At 71.6% G+C, this 15,373-nt stretch carries 13 protein-coding genes; 2 read left to right on the top strand and 11 right to left on the bottom strand.

What is annotated here, in order from left to right; genetic code table 11:
- Nucleotides 1–90: 90 nt before the first annotated feature.
- The 5 genes from OC490_RS05985 to OC490_RS05965 all read right to left on the bottom strand — a co-directional run bounded on the left by OC490_RS05985 (nucleotide 91) and on the right by OC490_RS05965 (nucleotide 4,340).
- Nucleotides 91–780: an alpha/beta fold hydrolase gene (locus OC490_RS05985; protein WP_262056724.1), complete on the bottom strand. Its 690-nt coding sequence runs from the start codon at nucleotides 778–780 to the stop codon at nucleotides 91–93.
- Nucleotides 781–862: 82 nt separating this feature from the next.
- Nucleotides 863–1,765, bottom strand: coding sequence for an alpha/beta fold hydrolase (locus OC490_RS05980; protein ID WP_262056723.1), 903 nt, complete (start codon nucleotides 1,763–1,765; stop codon nucleotides 863–865).
- 85 nt (nucleotides 1,766–1,850) lie between these two features.
- On the bottom strand, nucleotides 1,851–2,819 hold the full coding sequence (locus OC490_RS05975) for an RNA polymerase sigma factor (protein WP_262056722.1): 969 nt from the start codon (nucleotides 2,817–2,819) through the stop codon (nucleotides 1,851–1,853).
- A 127-nt stretch (nucleotides 2,820–2,946) separates the two neighbouring features.
- Nucleotides 2,947–3,309 (bottom strand): hypothetical protein, encoded by a 363-nt coding sequence (locus OC490_RS05970; protein WP_262056721.1) that lies wholly within the window; start codon nucleotides 3,307–3,309, stop codon nucleotides 2,947–2,949.
- 26 nt (nucleotides 3,310–3,335) lie between these two features.
- The gene (locus tag OC490_RS05965) at nucleotides 3,336–4,340 is read right to left on the bottom strand and encodes a LacI family DNA-binding transcriptional regulator (RefSeq protein ID WP_262056720.1); all 1,005 of its coding nucleotides are present in this window, start codon (nucleotides 4,338–4,340) and stop codon (nucleotides 3,336–3,338) included.
- A 120-nt stretch (nucleotides 4,341–4,460) separates the two neighbouring features.
- Here OC490_RS05965 and OC490_RS05960 point away from each other — a divergent pair, with 120 nt between their 5' ends.
- Both OC490_RS05960 and OC490_RS05955 read left to right on the top strand, forming a co-directional pair.
- Entirely contained in the window at nucleotides 4,461–5,615 is a 1,155-nt protein-coding gene (locus OC490_RS05960; RefSeq protein ID WP_262056719.1) for a Gfo/Idh/MocA family protein, read from the top strand.
- 149 nt (nucleotides 5,616–5,764) lie between these two features.
- Entirely contained in the window at nucleotides 5,765–8,074 is a 2,310-nt protein-coding gene (locus OC490_RS05955) for a helix-turn-helix transcriptional regulator (protein WP_262056718.1), read from the top strand.
- 265 nt (nucleotides 8,075–8,339) lie between these two features.
- On the opposite strand, the gene OC490_RS05950 is transcribed toward OC490_RS05955, so the two are convergent.
- The 6 genes from OC490_RS05950 to OC490_RS05925 form a co-directional block, all read right to left on the bottom strand.
- Complete coding sequence (locus tag OC490_RS05950; protein ID WP_262056717.1) at nucleotides 8,340–9,260, bottom strand: trypsin-like serine peptidase; 921 nt, start codon at nucleotides 9,258–9,260, stop codon at nucleotides 8,340–8,342.
- A gap of 67 nt (nucleotides 9,261–9,327) precedes the next feature.
- Nucleotides 9,328–9,687: a hypothetical protein gene (locus tag OC490_RS05945; protein WP_262056716.1), complete on the bottom strand. Its 360-nt coding sequence runs from the start codon at nucleotides 9,685–9,687 to the stop codon at nucleotides 9,328–9,330.
- A 45-nt stretch (nucleotides 9,688–9,732) separates the two neighbouring features.
- Nucleotides 9,733–10,437, bottom strand: coding sequence for a DUF4232 domain-containing protein (locus OC490_RS05940; RefSeq protein ID WP_262056715.1), 705 nt, complete (start codon nucleotides 10,435–10,437; stop codon nucleotides 9,733–9,735).
- Nucleotides 10,438–10,676: 239 nt separating this feature from the next.
- Entirely contained in the window at nucleotides 10,677–11,567 is an 891-nt protein-coding gene (locus tag OC490_RS05935) for a glycoside hydrolase family 19 protein (RefSeq protein WP_262056714.1), read from the bottom strand.
- 229 nt (nucleotides 11,568–11,796) lie between these two features.
- Complete coding sequence (locus OC490_RS05930) at nucleotides 11,797–14,088, bottom strand: penicillin acylase family protein (protein ID WP_262056713.1); 2,292 nt, start codon at nucleotides 14,086–14,088, stop codon at nucleotides 11,797–11,799.
- A gap of 259 nt (nucleotides 14,089–14,347) precedes the next feature.
- Nucleotides 14,348–15,367 (bottom strand): DNA-directed RNA polymerase subunit alpha, encoded by a 1,020-nt coding sequence (locus tag OC490_RS05925; protein ID WP_019073061.1) that lies wholly within the window; start codon nucleotides 15,365–15,367, stop codon nucleotides 14,348–14,350.
- Nucleotides 15,368–15,373: the final 6 nt, after the last annotated feature.

Raw genomic sequence — 15,373 nt, 5'->3', positions numbered from 1 at the left:
CCACGGGGAATTGACGGATGGTCAGGTGGTCAGTGGGTGTCGGAGGGGACGGCGTACCCGGGGGCGCCTGCGACCCGGCCGGGCAAGCAGTCAGCCCTGGTCGGCCGCGGCCTGCTTGATCAGTTCCACGACGGCCTCCGGCCGGGAGACGTAGATGGCGTGGCTGCCCTCGGCCTCGGAGACGGTGGCGCCGGCCCGCTCGGCCATCTGGTGCTGGACCGGCGGCGGGATCATGCGGTCCCCGGTCGTGACGAGGTACCAGCTGGGCTTGGTCCGCCAGGCGGGTTCGGTGATCGTACCGCCGAGCGCGTCCAGGCCCCACGGCACCTGGGCGTCGGCCAGGAACGCGGCGTCCTCGGCCGGCAGGTCGCCCGCGAACGACGCGGCGAACTTGTCCCGGTCCAGGAACAGGAAGCCGTCGACCGGCGGCAGGATCGGCGGCACCGGCGCGCCGGGCGCCGGGTCGGCGACCAGGGTGCCGACCGACTCGTCCTTGTCCGGCGCGAAGGCCGCGATGTAGGCGAGCGCGGCCACCCGGTCGTGGCGGCCGGCCTCGGTGATCACGGCGCCGCCGTAGGAGTGGCCGACGAGCACCGCCGGACCGTCCAGGGCGTCGAGGGCGCGGTGGGTGACGGCCACGTCGCCGTCGAGGGACAGGGTCGGGTTCTGTACGACGCTGACGCGGAATCCGTCCTGGGTGAGAAGGCGGTACACGGACTGCCATCCGGAACCGTCGACGAATCCGCCGTGCACGAGGACGATGTTCTTGACGGCGCTCATGCCGTTGCTCCTTGTTTGTCGGGAACCCTCCGGACAGCTCCACACTAGGCAGGGCCGTCCGCGGGAGCTTCGACCAAATGACCTAGTTCCGGCCGGCGGTCTCGACGAACGCGGTCACCGCCTTCGCGAAGGCCTCCGGTTCCTCCAGGTGCCCGAAGTGCCCGCTGTTCTCCAGGATCACCAGCTCCGAACCCGGGACGAGGTCGTGCAGTTCCTCGGCCCAGCGCACCCCGCAGATGAAGTCGTGGCGGCCCACGAGGACGAGGGTCGGCACGGTGAGCGCGCCGAGGGTGGCGCGGTCGTCGACGACGTCCGGGGTGCGGTCCTCGGCCAGCCCGGAGATGTGGGTGGCCGCGACAGCCTCCCGGACGGGGGCGAACTCGGCCTCCCGGCCCCAGAAGTCGGCGAAGTAGGCGGGGAACAGCCCGCGGGCCACGGCGGTGGTCTGCGCGTCGTCGGAGATGGTGGGGATGTTCTGGAACGCCTCCACGACCTCGGGGAGCCCGGGGTTGTCGGCGTGCCGGGCGGCGAACTCCTGCACCAGGCGCACCGCCTCGGCACCGTGCTCGGGGCCGGTCACCGGTGCGCTCTCGTAGAGGATCACGCCGGCGAGGCGATCGGGGTGGTGCAGGGCGTGGTACTGGGCGACGAATCCGCCGTGGGAGTGTCCGAGGAGGTGCACCTCGGGGACGCCGAGGTGGTCGATCAGTCCGGTGAGGAAGCGGCTGTAGCGGGCCCGGGTGTAGCCGTGCGGGTGGGTGGGCAGCCGGCCGGAGGCGCCGGTGCCGACGGGCTCCGGGTAGACGACCGTGAGGTGCTCCTCCAGCGCGGGCATGCGCAGGTACTCCCAGAAGATGCCGGGTCCGCCGGAGTGCGCGACGCACACGGGACCGGTCCCGTGGACGTGGTAGCGCTGGGTGACTCCGTCGATCTCGACGGTGTGCGTTCCGGTGGCGAGCGGGTCGGTCGAAGGGGTGGTGCTCATGGGATCTCCTTGTCCGGCACGTGGCGATGACACGGACAGGACGCGGGAGAAAGGGTGAAGTTCGAAACGGATCGAGTGATGCCCGTCACACCAGGAGGGCGTGCGGGACCGGTACCGGCCGGGGGTGGACGAGGCGCAGCCGGTACACCCGTCCGGCGCCGTCCAGACTCATCAGCCAGGCCACGGCGGGCGGGCAGTGCTCGGGGTCGTCGTCGGGGTTGCTGATGTCCATCTCCCAGACGACGAGCGACCGGCTCGCCACGGCGTGCGCGAGGTGCTGCCGTACGCCGGCCTCCAGGTCGCACTCCATTCCGCGCACCAACAGGCTTCTGCCGCCCACCGGTTGGTTCCCACGGACCAGCGCGGCCTCCGGCGACCAGCGCTCGGTGATCAGCTTGCCGAAGTGTCCGCTCTCGGCCGCCTCCAGGGTCTCGCGGGCCTCGACGCGGCTGGCGCGGGTGCGGCGGCCGGCGTCGCCGTGCGGGGCGTCGGCCGTGGCGGCGAGGGCCAGTGCGAGCCTGGCCCGGCCCTGGCTGAGCCGGCTGCGGACGGTGCCGACGGGGACCCCGCAGGCCTCCGCGATCCGCTCGTACGAGGTGACACCGACGCTGAAGTGCCGTAGCACCAGCGGCAGTCGCAGCGCGGGCGACAGTTCCTCGATGGCCTCCCAGATCCAGTCCCGCATCGTGTGGTGCTCCAGCCACCGTTCCGGGCCGGACTCCGTGGCGGGCTCATGGAGGTCGTCGAGGGGCCGGAGGTCGACGGTGCCGCGCAGCAGCGAGCGGGCGGTGTTGCGCACGATCATCCGCAGCCACGGCCCCACGGCCTCCGGGTCGCGCACGTCCCCGACCCGCCGCAGGGCGGTCAGTGCCGCGTCCTGCACCACGTCGTCGACGTCGGGCCCCGGCCCGAGCACACTCACCGCGACCGCGCGCATCCCGGCCCGGTGCCGCTCCAGCAGCAGCCCCAGGGCGGCGACGTCACCGGCCTGCGCGGCCAGGGTGAGTGCCGCGTCCTCGACGCGCGTGATCTCGCCCGTGTTGCGGCTGCTCATGCTGTTCCTCTTCCGGCGTTCCCGTCGTCCCCACGAACGTAATGGGCACGCCTCGTGACGTCACATCGCGGGGTGGTCGGGCCGGGCCGGTTCGGCCCGGAGCAGGCTCGGGCGGGCCGGTTGCCCGCTACCGCCACACCTGCGCCGCCACCTGCCGGAAGGCGCCGCCCAGGATCGCGGCGACGGCGTCCTCGGCTCGGCAGCATGGTGCGCACACCGAGGTCGTAGAAGTGCTGTACCGGTCCAAGTCCCCTTCCAGCGGCCCGGAATCCTCCAGGTCGAAGGCGACCGCCACTCTCCCCGCGCGCACGGCGTCGTCGATGTCGTCGGCACCGTGCGGCGCGTAGCCGACGTTGACCGAGACGAAGCCGCCGCCCGCTCTGCGGTAGCGGGCCGGTTCGCCGACGTCGGCGTGCGGCTCCAGCGGCAGAGCGCGGTGCTGCTCCCGGAGCAGGGGCGGGCGGCTCGGCGGTGGGGTGTCGTTCGGCACCGCACCGAATCATGCCCGCGCCGGGGCTACGGCGTCGAGGGCGGCCCCGTCGTGCCGCGTACCTGGAGGGTCGGCGGGGAGAGCACGGTCTCGCCCGGGCGGGCCGGGTTCGCCATCCGGTCCAGGAGGTGCTGCGCGGCACGGCGGCCGATGTCGTGGCTGGCGCTGTCGACGGTGGTGAGCCACAGGTGTCGCAGCCGCGCCAGGTAGGTGTTGTCGTAGCCGACGAGGGAGAGGTCGCGCGGTACGTGCAGGCCCGACTCCTCGGCGGCCGACAGAGCGCCGACGCAGGCGATGTCGTTGAAGGCGAAGACCGCGGTCGGCGGCTCGGGGGCGTTGAGCAGGCGGACCATGGCGCGGTAGCCGCCCTCCTCGGTGAGGTCGCCCTGTTCGACCGTCGCGAGGTCGGCCAGACCGTGTTCGCGCACGACCGTCTCGAAGGCGGTGCGGCGCAGTTCGCCGACGACACCCTGTCCCGCGATGTGCGCGATGCGGCGGTGGCCGAGTTCGACGAGGTGCTCGGTGGCAAGGCGCGCGCCGTGCGCGTCGTCGCCCGCGACGACGTCGACGTACGGCAGCACCGGCTCGCGGGCGCCGGCGACCACGGTGGGGATGTGGCCGGCGGCGGCACGCAGTTCGTCCGAGGCGGGGAGGGTGCCGACCGCGACGAGTCCGTCGACGCGCAGTTCCGTGAAGGTGCGGGAGAGATCGTCGCCGAGGCGCCGGTTGAGACGGCCGTCGGCGAGGAGCATGTGCAGGCCGCGTTCGTGCAGGCGCGAGCCGAGGCCGTCGAGGAGCTCCACGAACCACGGGTTGCGCAGGTCGTTGAGGAGGACGCCGACCGAGCGGGTGCGGCGCTCGCTGAGGCTGCGGGCGGCGGCGTTGGGCCGGTAGCCGAGTTCCTCGACGGCGGCCAGTACGGCCTGTCGTTTCTCGGGTCGTACCTGCTCGGAGCCGCGCAGCACCAGGGAGACCAGGGACTTCGACACACCGGCGTGTTCGGCGACATCACGGATGGTCGGTGCTCTCATGGTTGGACCGTTCCATGCGCCCCGGCCGGCTGTCAAAGGCATCTAAAGGTATTGACATAAGGACGTACGCGTTTCAGGGTGGCGGGAACAGCTTCTGGACCGGTCCAAAGAAGGGCAGTCATGGTGACCTCGCTCGGTGTAGCCGTCGTGGGCTTCGGATGGATGGGGCGGGTGCACACCCAGGCGTACGCCCGGGTCCCGCACCACTTTCCGCAGCTGACCGTGCGGCCACAGCTGGTGTCGGTCGCCGAGGACGTGCCCGGGCGAGCCGAGCAGGCCGCCGAGCAGTTCGGCTTCGCCTCCACCACCCGCGACTGGCGCGAGGTGGTCGCCGACCCGCGCGTGCAGGCGGTGAGCATCACCGCGCCGAACTTCCTGCACCGCGAGATCGGCGTCGCGATGGCCGAGGCCGGCAAGCACATCTGGATCGAGAAGCCGGTGGGCCTGTCGACCGCGGACGCCTCCGCCGTGTCCGACGCGGTCACCAAGGCGGGCGTACAGGGCGCGGTCGGCTTCAACTACCGCAACGCGCCCGCCGTGGAGGCCGCCCGCGACCTGATCGCCTCCGGCGAGCTGGGCACGGTCACCCACATCCGCGTCCGCCTGTTCAGCGACTACGCCGCCCACCCGGACGGCGCCCTGACCTGGCGCTACGAGCTGGAGCGCGGCGGCCACGGAGTCCTCGGCGACCTGGCCTCGCACGGCGCCGACCTGGCCCGTCACCTGCTCGGGGACATCACCTCCCTCGCCGCCGACACCGCGATCTTCCTGCCGCAGCGGGCCCGCCCCACCGGCGCGACCGCGGGCCACGCGCTCGCCACGGGCGGGGAGTTGGGGCCGGTGGAGAACGAGGACTACGTCAACTGCCTGCTGCGCTTCGCCTCCGGCGCCCGGGGCGTCCTGGAGGCCTGCCGGGTCTCGGTCGGCGAGCAGAACAACTACGGCTTCGAGGTGCACGGCACCAAGGGCGCGGTGTTCTGGGACTTCCGCCGGATGAACGAACTGGCCGTCAGCCGCGGCACCACGTACCAGGACCAGCCGGTCACCACGGTGTATGTCGGCCCGGGAGACGGCGAGTTCGGCGCCTTCCAACCCGGCGCGGCCAACGCGATGGGCTACGACGACCTCAAGGTGATCGAGGCGTACCGCTTCCTGCGCTCCGTCGCCGAGGACAAGCCGTACGGCGCCACCCTCCCGGACGCCGTGCACAGCGCGGCGGTACTGGACGCCATGGTGCGCTCCGTCGAGAGCGGCGGCTGGGCGAGCCCGGCGTGAGGGGCGCACGCACGAGCTGACCTGCGCGCCCCCGCACTGAGCCACCGGCGCGATCTCGCGTCCACCCGCCGGACTCGACTACCGTTCACGCTCGGGAGTCACTCGCCTACGCTGTGGTGACCGGTTGGCGGACGGGTATGGGGGCGGGCATGGGATACGGCTTCGGACAGCGGCGCGGCGGTCAACTCCCCGTCGAGTTGACCAGCTTCGTCGGACGCACCGGCGAACTCGCCGCGCTGCACGCCGAGTTGGCGCGTTCGCGACTGGTCACGCTGGTCGGTCCGGGCGGTGTCGGCAAGAGCCGTACGGCGTTGCGGGCGGCCCGCGCGGTCACGGACCGGTTCGCCGACGGGGTGCGTCTGGTGGAGCTCTCCGCCCTGCACGACCCGGAGTTGGTGCCGCCGACCCTCGCGGGCGTGCTGGAGCTGCCCGAGCAGTCCGGCATGACACCGTTGGACGCGATCGTGGAACACCTGCGCGGGCGGCGGATGTTGATCGTCCTCGACACCTGCGAGCACCTGGTCGACGCCTGCGCGATGCTCTGCGACGTCCTGCTGCGCGAGGCTCCCGGACTGAGCGTGCTCGCCACCAGCAGGCAGCCGCTCGACGTGCCCGGTGAGCGCTCTCTGCCGGTCGCCCCGCTGGCCCGCGCCGACGCCGTCGACCTGTTCACCCAGCGCGCCGCGGCCGTGACCGGCGGCCGAGCCCTCGACGGCGCCGACCGGGAGCACGCCCTCGCCCTCGTCGACCGCCTCGACGGCATCCCCCTCGCCCTGGAACTGGCGGCCGTACGGCTGCGGGCCGTGCCCCTCTCCGAACTCGTCGCCCGCCTGGACCGCCACTGCGAGGTCCTGACCGGCGGCCGGCGCACGGCCCTGACCCGGCACCAGACCCTGCGCGCGGCCATCGACTGGTCCTACGACCTGTGCACACCCCAGGAGCAACTGCTGTGGGCGCGGCTCTCGGTGTTCGCCGGTTCCTTCGGACTGACCGCCGCCGAACGGGTGTGCGCGGGCGGTGCGGGCGACCTCGGCGGCGAGGAGGTCGTCGAGGCGCTGATCGGTCTGGTCGACAAGTCGGTCGTCCAGCGCCTCGGCGAGGACGGGGGCCGCTACCGGCTCCTGGACACCATCCGCGAGTACGGCGCCGGGCGGCTCGCGAAGACCGAGGACGCCGAGGCCGTACGACGGCGGCACTTCGCGCACTACGAGGAACTCGTCGGCCGTTTCTGGGACGGTCTGGTGGGCCCGGCGCAGGTGCCGCTGCACCACGCGGTGCGCGCGGAGATCGCCGATGTGCGGGCGGCCCTGGAGTACGGCTGCGCCACCGAGGGCCGGGCCGTGGACGCGCTGTGGCTGGCCACCCGGCTCGGGGCGTACTGGCGGGCGGCGGGCACCCTGTCCGAGGGCCGGTACTGGATCGACAAGGGGCTTGGACCGGTCCAGCAGGACTCCCCCGTGCGGGCCTGGGCCCTGTTCATGACCGGGGTGTTCGGGGTGTGGACGGCGGATCTGGAGACGGCGTTGGACCGGTTTCCGCGCGCCCTGGACCTGGCACGGCGGGTCGGCGAGAGTCGGGTGGAACTGTTCAGCGAGGGCTACTTGGCCGCCATGACCGTGCTCGGCGGCGCCGTGGAGGAGGGGATGGCGGCGCTCGACGCGGTCCGCGCGCGGATGGTCGCGGCGGACGACGCGCTGGGCATCGGCGTCGTCCACTACGAAGGGGCCCTGTTGTACGGGGCGTTGGGCTTCACGGACCGGGCGCTGGAGTGGTGCGAGTCGGGGCTGGCGTATCTGGAGGGCCGGGGCGAGCGCCAGTTGTACGGGTCCACGCTCACCGTCCAGGGCGTCATCCTGTGGCTCGTCGGGCGGCCGGAGGAGAGCGCGGTGGCGTTGCGCCGGGGCCTGGAGGCGGCGAGCGAGATCGGCGAGGTCCTCGTCGCGGCACTCGCGACCCTGGGGCTGGCCTGGCACGCGGCCGGACAGCAACGCTACGTCAGGGCCTGCTGGCTGCTGGGCTACGCGGAGCACGCGCGCCGGCTGGGCGGCGACCCGGTCGGCATGCTGCCCCGGCTGCTGGAGGAGCAGGAGGCCCAGCAGCGGGCGGTGCGCGCGGCACTGGGCGACGAACCGTACGAGCGGTGGCGGGAGGCGGGTGCCCGCATGTCGGGCCGCGAACTCCTGGACGCCGTAGGGGCGGACGCCGACGAGCCGCCCGGTGTCCCCGCGGTCCGCCCCGGCACCGCGGACGGCCGCCCCGTCGATCCCCTCACCCGCCGCGAGCGCGAGGTCGCCGCGCTGGTGACCCGGGGCCTGTCCAACCGGGAGATCGCCGAACGGCTCGTCATCTCCAAACGCACCGTGGACGCCCACGTGGAGCACATCCTCGCCAAGCTGGGGATCACCTCCCGTACCGAGATCCTGGCCCCGGCACAGCCGGAGGGCACCTCGACGGCGTAGGTATCCCGGTGTTTCCGCATACCTAGGTACCCCCCGCGAAGCCCCCGCCCGCGACCGGGTGCACGGATCTCCCGGGGTTCGCACCCCCCGCGCCCGCCCGGCACCCCAGGCTGGTCCCACCGCCAGGGGAACGGAACGTCGCGGGCGCCGGCAGTGTTGGTCAACCCCACGGCTGTCATGGCAAGGCGCCCGTCACCGCACCTCCCCTGGCGGTACTCACATGGGGCTGCCCCTGTCGGCGGGGGCAGCCCTCGGGCACCGGTGCTCAGCCGCGCCCGGCCCGCTCGTACATGGCCTTGGCGGTGGCGCCCAGGATCTCGCCGTACATCTTGGTCGGCGTGAAGCCGTCCAGCGCGCTGTTGACCGAGACGAGGGTGCCCTTCCCGGTGGCCTCGTCGAACCCGGCCAGCCACGGGCCGCCGCTGGAGCCGCCGGTCATGTCGCAGGGGATCATCTGCCGGCCGTTCTCCTTCTTCTCCGTACCGACGCAGCGCAGGAGTTCCTCGCCGAGCTGGGGGTGGGTGGCGGGGTAGCCGAAGGACGAGATCCTCCCGCCGACCGCCCGGCCGAAGGCGACGGGCGTCCCGCCCACGACATCGGTGAGCCTACGACCGCTCCTGTCCGCGTCGACGACCATCGCGGCCACGTCGTTCGTGCCCTCCTCGGCGAAGGTGCGCGGCGTCAGGACGGTACGGACCGCGAAGGCGCCGTACGGCTGCCTGCCCTTGCCGTAGGCCGGGACGAACACCATCGACATGTTGGTGTTGACGGGCGAGGCGGAACGCCGGACGCAGTGCCCCGCGGTCATCACGACGGACCGGTTGGCGCTCTGCACGGCGGTGGCCGTGCACCAGGTGTCGGCCCCTGCGGCGTTGACCATGAAGAGCCGCCCCACGGTCTTCAGCTGTGGACCGGTCCACGTCTTGGTCTTCGGCCCGGTCGGCCCGAGGTCCACGGACTTCCCCACGGCCTTGATCCGGGCCGGCGACCAGTAGGCGAGGGCGTCCTTGCGTTCCTGGGCGGTGAACCCGAACGTGGACACCGGGTCGGGGGCGGCGGCGCGGGCCGCACCGGACACGGCCGTGGCCGAGACCGGCACGGCGAGCGCGAGGGCCGCACCGGCGAGGGCGAGCGCCGTGGCACGGCGGATCGGGCGCCGGTTCCCGGAAAGGGAGCTGTCGAACATGGGGGATGTCTCCTCGACCGATTCAGGTGGTTCGGGTAGTTCACGCGGTTCGGGTGGTTCAGATGGTTCAGATGGTTCGGGTTGCCGGAGCGGCAGCCGTCTCGCGGAGAAACGCCAGGAACTCGCCCACGGTGCTGCCCCAGAGCCGGCGTTCCACCAACGCGGTGTGCCGGCGGGCCAGTTCGCGGTCGTCGCCGTAGGCGAAGCTCGCAACCGGCGGGCCCTGGTGCACGCGGACGTCGATGCCGATCGGCTGTACCTCGTCGGCGGAGTGCAGGCCGACCGCGATGCCGATGATCTCCCGGGCGAGCAGGCCCGCTCTCTTGAACGCGCCGTCGGACGAGGTGCGCCACACCACCTCGAAGTACTCGTGCGCGGGCGCCCCTGGATCGAGCCGCCGAGCCACGTCGTTCGCTGTACTGGACACACCTCGTCCTTTCTGTGCGGCAGGGAACTTCGCGGTACGGGCCGCCTAGTCGAGGGCGTCCGCGGGGTCGGTCAGCCAGTAGGTGGTGGTCAGGGAGCCGTCGATCCAGACGCCCTTGGCGGGCAGCGGGACCTCGACGCCCGAGCCCACGAAGTCGAGCGCGCGGTTCTGGAAGATCACCTTGAGCGTCTTCGCGGTGTAGCCGCCCGAGCCGCTGCCGTCGGCGGCGGAGAGCAGGACGCCCGCGTAGCCCGACTGTCCCGGGCGGAGCGTGGTGACCGCCTGCGGCTGCGTGTCCTTGTCGACCGGGGGCAAGGCCTGGGCGTCCTGGAAGTCGATGGCCGGATAGCCGTACAGGTAGCAGGTCTTGGAGCCGGTGTTCTTGACGGCCAGCAGCAGGTGGTTGAGCGGACGTGTCACGGTCTGCGCGGTGACCTTGGTGTTGGCGACGGTGCAGGTGACGGCGCCCGATGAGCCCTTGGACCCGGTGGATCCCTTGGAGGCGGTGCTGCTCCGGCCCGGCTTCGAGACCGTCACGGCCGAGTCCGTGCCGGAGGCCGCGGCTTCGGTGCCCCCGGTGTTGCCCTTGGGTGTGGCGGCCGAGGAGTTGCCGCTGTCGGCGACGGCGGTCGAGGTGCTCCTGGCCCCCGTGTCCTGGCCGGTTCCGCAGGCGGTGAGTGCGAGTGAGGCGGCTGCGGCGAAGCCGGCGGTGAGGAGTGCCGTGCGGCGGCGGAAGACGGTGTCGGACATGCTCGGGTTCCCCCTGAGTGCGGTGCTGGAAGGCGAGCCACCCGGTTCGTGGTGGGTCTCGCTGCGAACAACCGCAGCTTGCGCGGCGATCCGTCCCAGCCGCCAGGACAGTCGGGGGAAACGGGAAGCTGGAACGCTCACACAGGTGCTGACCTGCAGGAACACACCCTTCCTGGAACGCGTGGACGGGACGGGGCACCGGCCGGACGTGCGGTCCGGCCGGTGCCCGTGCCGCACGCTCAGCAGTAGAGGTTGGCTCCCGTGCCGGTCCCGAGGATCGACGTGAACCGCTGATAGGCGTCGACACGGCTCTGCACCTGGGCGGGGCTCTTGCCGTCGCACTCCACCGAGCCGTTGATGCTGCGGATGGTCTGGCCGAAACCGGCGCCGTTGACGATCGCGTTGTGCGGGGTCATGGAGCCGGGTCCGCTCTGGGTGTTCCAGTACCAGAGCGCGGTCTTCCAGGCCACGGCCGAGTCGTTCTGCACCAGCCAGGGGTTGTTGAGCAGATCGATGCCCAACGCGTCCCCGGCGGCCTTGTAGTTGAAGTTCCAGCTGAGCTGCAGCGGGCCGCGCCCGTAGTAGGCGGACCGACCGGCCGGGCAGCCGTAGGGCTCGTTCCAGTTGCAGTACGTCGGGTAGTTGGCGGTGTTCTGCTCGACGATGTACACCAACCCGCCCGTCTCGTGGCTGACGTTGGCGAGGAAGGCGGCGGCTTCTTGCTTCTTCGTGGTGTCGCTGCCGGTGTTGGCGAAGCCCGGGTAGGCGCTGAGGGCGGCGGTGAGGCCGCTGTAGGAGTAGAACGAGTTCCGGCTCGGGAACATCTGGTTGAACTGCGCCTCGCTGACGACGAAGGTGCCGACGGGCGTGGTCGAGCCGCCGTCGCAGGCGTACGGCTCCCAGAACCAGGTGCTGATGACCGGGTCGTAGCCCGGGTTGTCGTGCTCGGCGATGTACGCCTTGCCGTCGGTGTAGCGGACGATGTTGCCGGTCACGTACGACTGGCCGGCCACCCAGTTGGGATAGCTGGAACAGGACGCGGCGGACGCGCCGGCGGCGGGGAGGACCACGGGCGTAAGGCTACCGAGGACGAGTGCGGTCAGTACTGCGGCGATGCGGCGTCTCGACACAGGGTTCAACTCCTCTGTGGAGCACGGCCGTACCCCGCCAAGGGCAGGGCGAAGCGGAGCCTTGTGCGCACGGGCCGGTCGGACCGGTCACGACGTGGGGGGGGCGGCCGTGGTGGGGGATGACGCCACTCACTGAACCGCATTGGTCTGTACCAGTCAAGGGTATAGACCAGTCAACCCCGCGTCCGGGCGGCCGGGTTGCGACCGGCCCGCGCTGCGTCGGCCCGCGTCACCTGCGCAGAGTCGTCACCTCCAGGCCAGGGGCGCCCGCGATCTCCGCCTCGGTGAATCGCTCGGTGACCCACTGCTTGCGCGAGAACAGGCGGGTCTGGTCCGAGAAGTGGGGTGACGTGGGGTTCGCGGACTCTCCGTAGGTCAGGAGGGTGTGGGCGCGGGGCCCGTCGGGGGTCAGTTCGACGGTCATCAGGAAGCTGCTGCCGAACGCGCCGGCGGTCGGGGTGCCGGTGCCCGAGTCGGGCCCCGCCTCCACGACGTCGAAACAGCCCACGTCACAGCCGGGCAGCGGGATCCCGGCCCACTTCTGTACGGCGCCGAGTTCGACGTCGACCGGGAGGTCACGGGCGGCGAACTCCTGGACGGCGTCGGCCAGGGCGCGCCGGACGCGCGGGTCGTCGCCGTTGAACCCCCTTGGTGTGGTGAGGGGTTGGGCGGGGTCGTAGGGAACGCGGCGCCAGGTGTCGGGCGGACCGCCGTCGAGGAGGCGGTTGTAGAACGTGCTCCAGAGCACGATGCCCCGGCTGGTGATGTCGGCGCGGGTGTCCCAGCGGGCGAGGACCGCACATGCCTGCGTCACGTCGACCGGTGAGCCGTCCGTGGCCGTCAGGCTCGGGTGGGCGCGGCACATGGCGACGATGTCGTCGCGGCCCCTCTCCGCCGACAGGACACGGTTGCCGAACATCGACGCGCCGAGGGTGGTCTCGGTGAAGCCCGGAGCGCCCAACCCGTCCGTTCCGTCCCGGCGTTGGGCGATCATGCCCAGTCCCAGCTGGGCCCGCCCGTCGAGATGGGGATCGGTGTCGTACACGCCCGGGAGGCCGGTGATCGGCGCCTCCGGATTGACGTACTGGGGGCCGTTGTTGGAGTTGGCGACATAGTCGGTACGGACCGACTTCGGCTGGTGGGAGGGGCCGTAGAGGCCGGGCACGAGCGCGTCGGGGTCACTGCCCCAGGCGCAGGCCGACGCCGAACCGTCCAGGGCGTTGGGCCCTTGGTCTGCCGCGACGGTGCAGCGCTTCAGTTGCTCGTCGGTGAGGTGCGGTACGGCCGAGGAGTCGGTGAAGTACGTGCGGCCACTGGTGTCGGCCGCGAGGGTGTAGGTCCAGGGGACGCCCTGGTAGGTGTCCTGGGCGGCGCGCAGTTGACCGAGGGTCCGCGCCTTCCCCATGGCCAGCCAGGTGTTCATGGAGCGCAGGTTGTCGGCGTTGGCGTCGCGGATCGCGTAGGCGGTGGTCGTGGTCCAGCCGGACGACAGGACGGGGCCGAACCGCGAGGTGTACAGGGTCCGTTCGACGGTCGACAGTCCACCGTCCGCGCCCCGTACGGTGACCGGGACCGTACGCCGCTCCATCGGTACGGCCTTGCCGTCGAGCAGATAGCTGGTCGGGTCGCCGGGCACGAGCTTGAGGGCGTAGAAGGAGGCGTGCTGGGCGTCACTCGCGGTGTGCGTCCAGGCGAGGGTGCGGTTGTGGCCGATCTCCACCAGCGGGGTGCCGTAGAGGCCGGCGCCGGACACGTCCAGAGTGCCGGGGATCGTCAACTGCACTTGGTAGAAGCGGAAGTTGCCGGCGGCCCAGGGCAGGTGCGGGTTGGCGAGCACCATCGCGTTGCCGGTGCGGGTGGCGTCCCGGCCGAGCGCCCAGCCGTTGCTGCCGACGTCGGCGGAGGCGAGGCCGAGACCGACGAGGCCGTTCCGGGAGGCGGTTGTTGTGGCCGTCGAGGGAGCGGAGGCGGTCGGCGGCTGTGCGTCGCCGATGTCCGGGGCCAACGGCACTGTCGCGGTCACCCTGTTGACGTCGTAGACGACATTCCACAGGTCGAGGGCGGTGATCGGCCGCACCCAGGGCTTGCCCTTGCAGCGCGGGTCCGGCAGCCGGTCGACTCCGGTGTCCCGCAGATAGCGGTTGTACCCGGCGGCGTATCCCTCGACCATCCGCCGCAGCTCCGTCGTCGGTCCCAACGGCGCCTTCTCGTCGAGCAGTTGGCGCACCGTCCCGGCGCGCAGCAGTCCGCCGTAGTAGGTGTCGCTCGCGAGGTTGGGGCCCGCACCGGAGTCTCCGTCGGGCCCGAAGAACCGGGACCGTTCACCCCGCAACGTCGCTACCTGGTCGGCGAGTTCGCACACGTTGTCCTGCGCGAACGCGTAACCGTAGCCGTAGCCGAGCCCGTCGAAGTCCTGGGCCAGGATGTGCGGTACGCCGTACTCGGTCCGGCTGATGCGGACCGTGTGCCCGCCCTCGGCGACCGTCGTGGCGGCGGACGCGGAGGCGGGCAGCAGGGCCATGGTGGCCGAGGTGAGGCAGAGTACGGCTCCGAGGACGGCCGACCTGCCTGATAACAAACGTCTGTGACGCTTCGTCAGTTCTCCGGTTTCACGCATGCCCGCCACCCTTCAGGGCGAACGGCGAAGCGGCATCCCACCCTTGGCGGATTTCCGGACGACCTGTCAGCCTCGGGATGTACGCCTTGGGGCCCGGCACAGCACGGCGCCCCGGTCGGGCTGCTGCTCGACCGGGGCGCCGGGACTTACCTCTTACTGCGTTCTAGTACTGCTCGGTCTCCACGAACCGCGTGTCCGCGTCGTTGGTGGCGAAGGTGTCGACCGCGGCGGTCGGGTCGAATCCGGGCGGGCTGTCCTTCAGGCCCAGACCCAGACCGGCCAGCTTCGCCTTGACCTCGTCGATGGACTTCGCACCGAAGTTGCGGATGTCCATCAGGTCGGCCTCGGAACGCGCCAGCAGTTCGCCCACGGAGTGGACGCCCTCGCGCTTGAGGCAGTTGTAGGAGCGGACCGTGAGCTCGAGCTCCTCGATCGGCAGGGCGAGGTCGGCGGCAAGGGCGGCGTCCGTCGGGGACGGGCCCATGTCGATGCCCTCGGCGTCGATGTTCAGCTCGCGGGCGAGACCGAACAGCTCCACCAGAGTCTTGCCGGCGGACGCCATGGCGTCACGGGGACGCATGGCCTGCTTGGTCTCGACGTCGACGATCAGCTTGTCGAAGTCGGTGCGCTGCTCGACACGGGTCGCCTCGACCTTGTACGTGACCTTGAGCACAGGGCTGTAGATGGAGTCGACCGGGATACGGCCGATCTCCTGGCCCACCTGCTTGTTCTGCACGGCGGAGACGTAGCCGCGACCGCGCTCGACGGTCAGCTCCATCTCCAGCTTGCCCTTGCCGTTGAGCGTGGCGAGGACCAGGTCGGGGTTGTGCACCTCGACACCGGCCGGGGGCGCGATGTCGGCGGCGGTGACCAGACCGGGGCCCTGCTTGCGCAGGTACATCACCACGGGCTCGTCCTGCTCGCTACTGACGACGAGCTGCTTGATGTTGAGGATCAGGTCGGTGACGTCCTCCTTGACGCCCGGCACGGTGGTGAACTCGTGCAGGACGCCGTCGATGCGGATGGACGTGACCGCCGCACCCGGGATCGAGGAGAGGAGCGTACGGCGGAGGGAGTTGCCGAGGGTGTAGCCGAAGCCGGGCTCCAGCGGCTCGATCACGAACCGGGAACGGAACTCGTCGACGACCTCTTCGGTCAGGGACGGACGCTGAGCAATGAGCACGGGGTG

Source organism: Streptomyces sp. STR69 (assembly GCF_024519455.1).
In the GTDB taxonomy this organism is placed as follows: domain Bacteria; phylum Actinomycetota; class Actinomycetes; order Streptomycetales; family Streptomycetaceae; genus Streptomyces.
The sequence above is the reverse complement of the archived record's forward strand: the minus strand, read 5'-3'. Positions and strand labels throughout refer to the sequence as shown.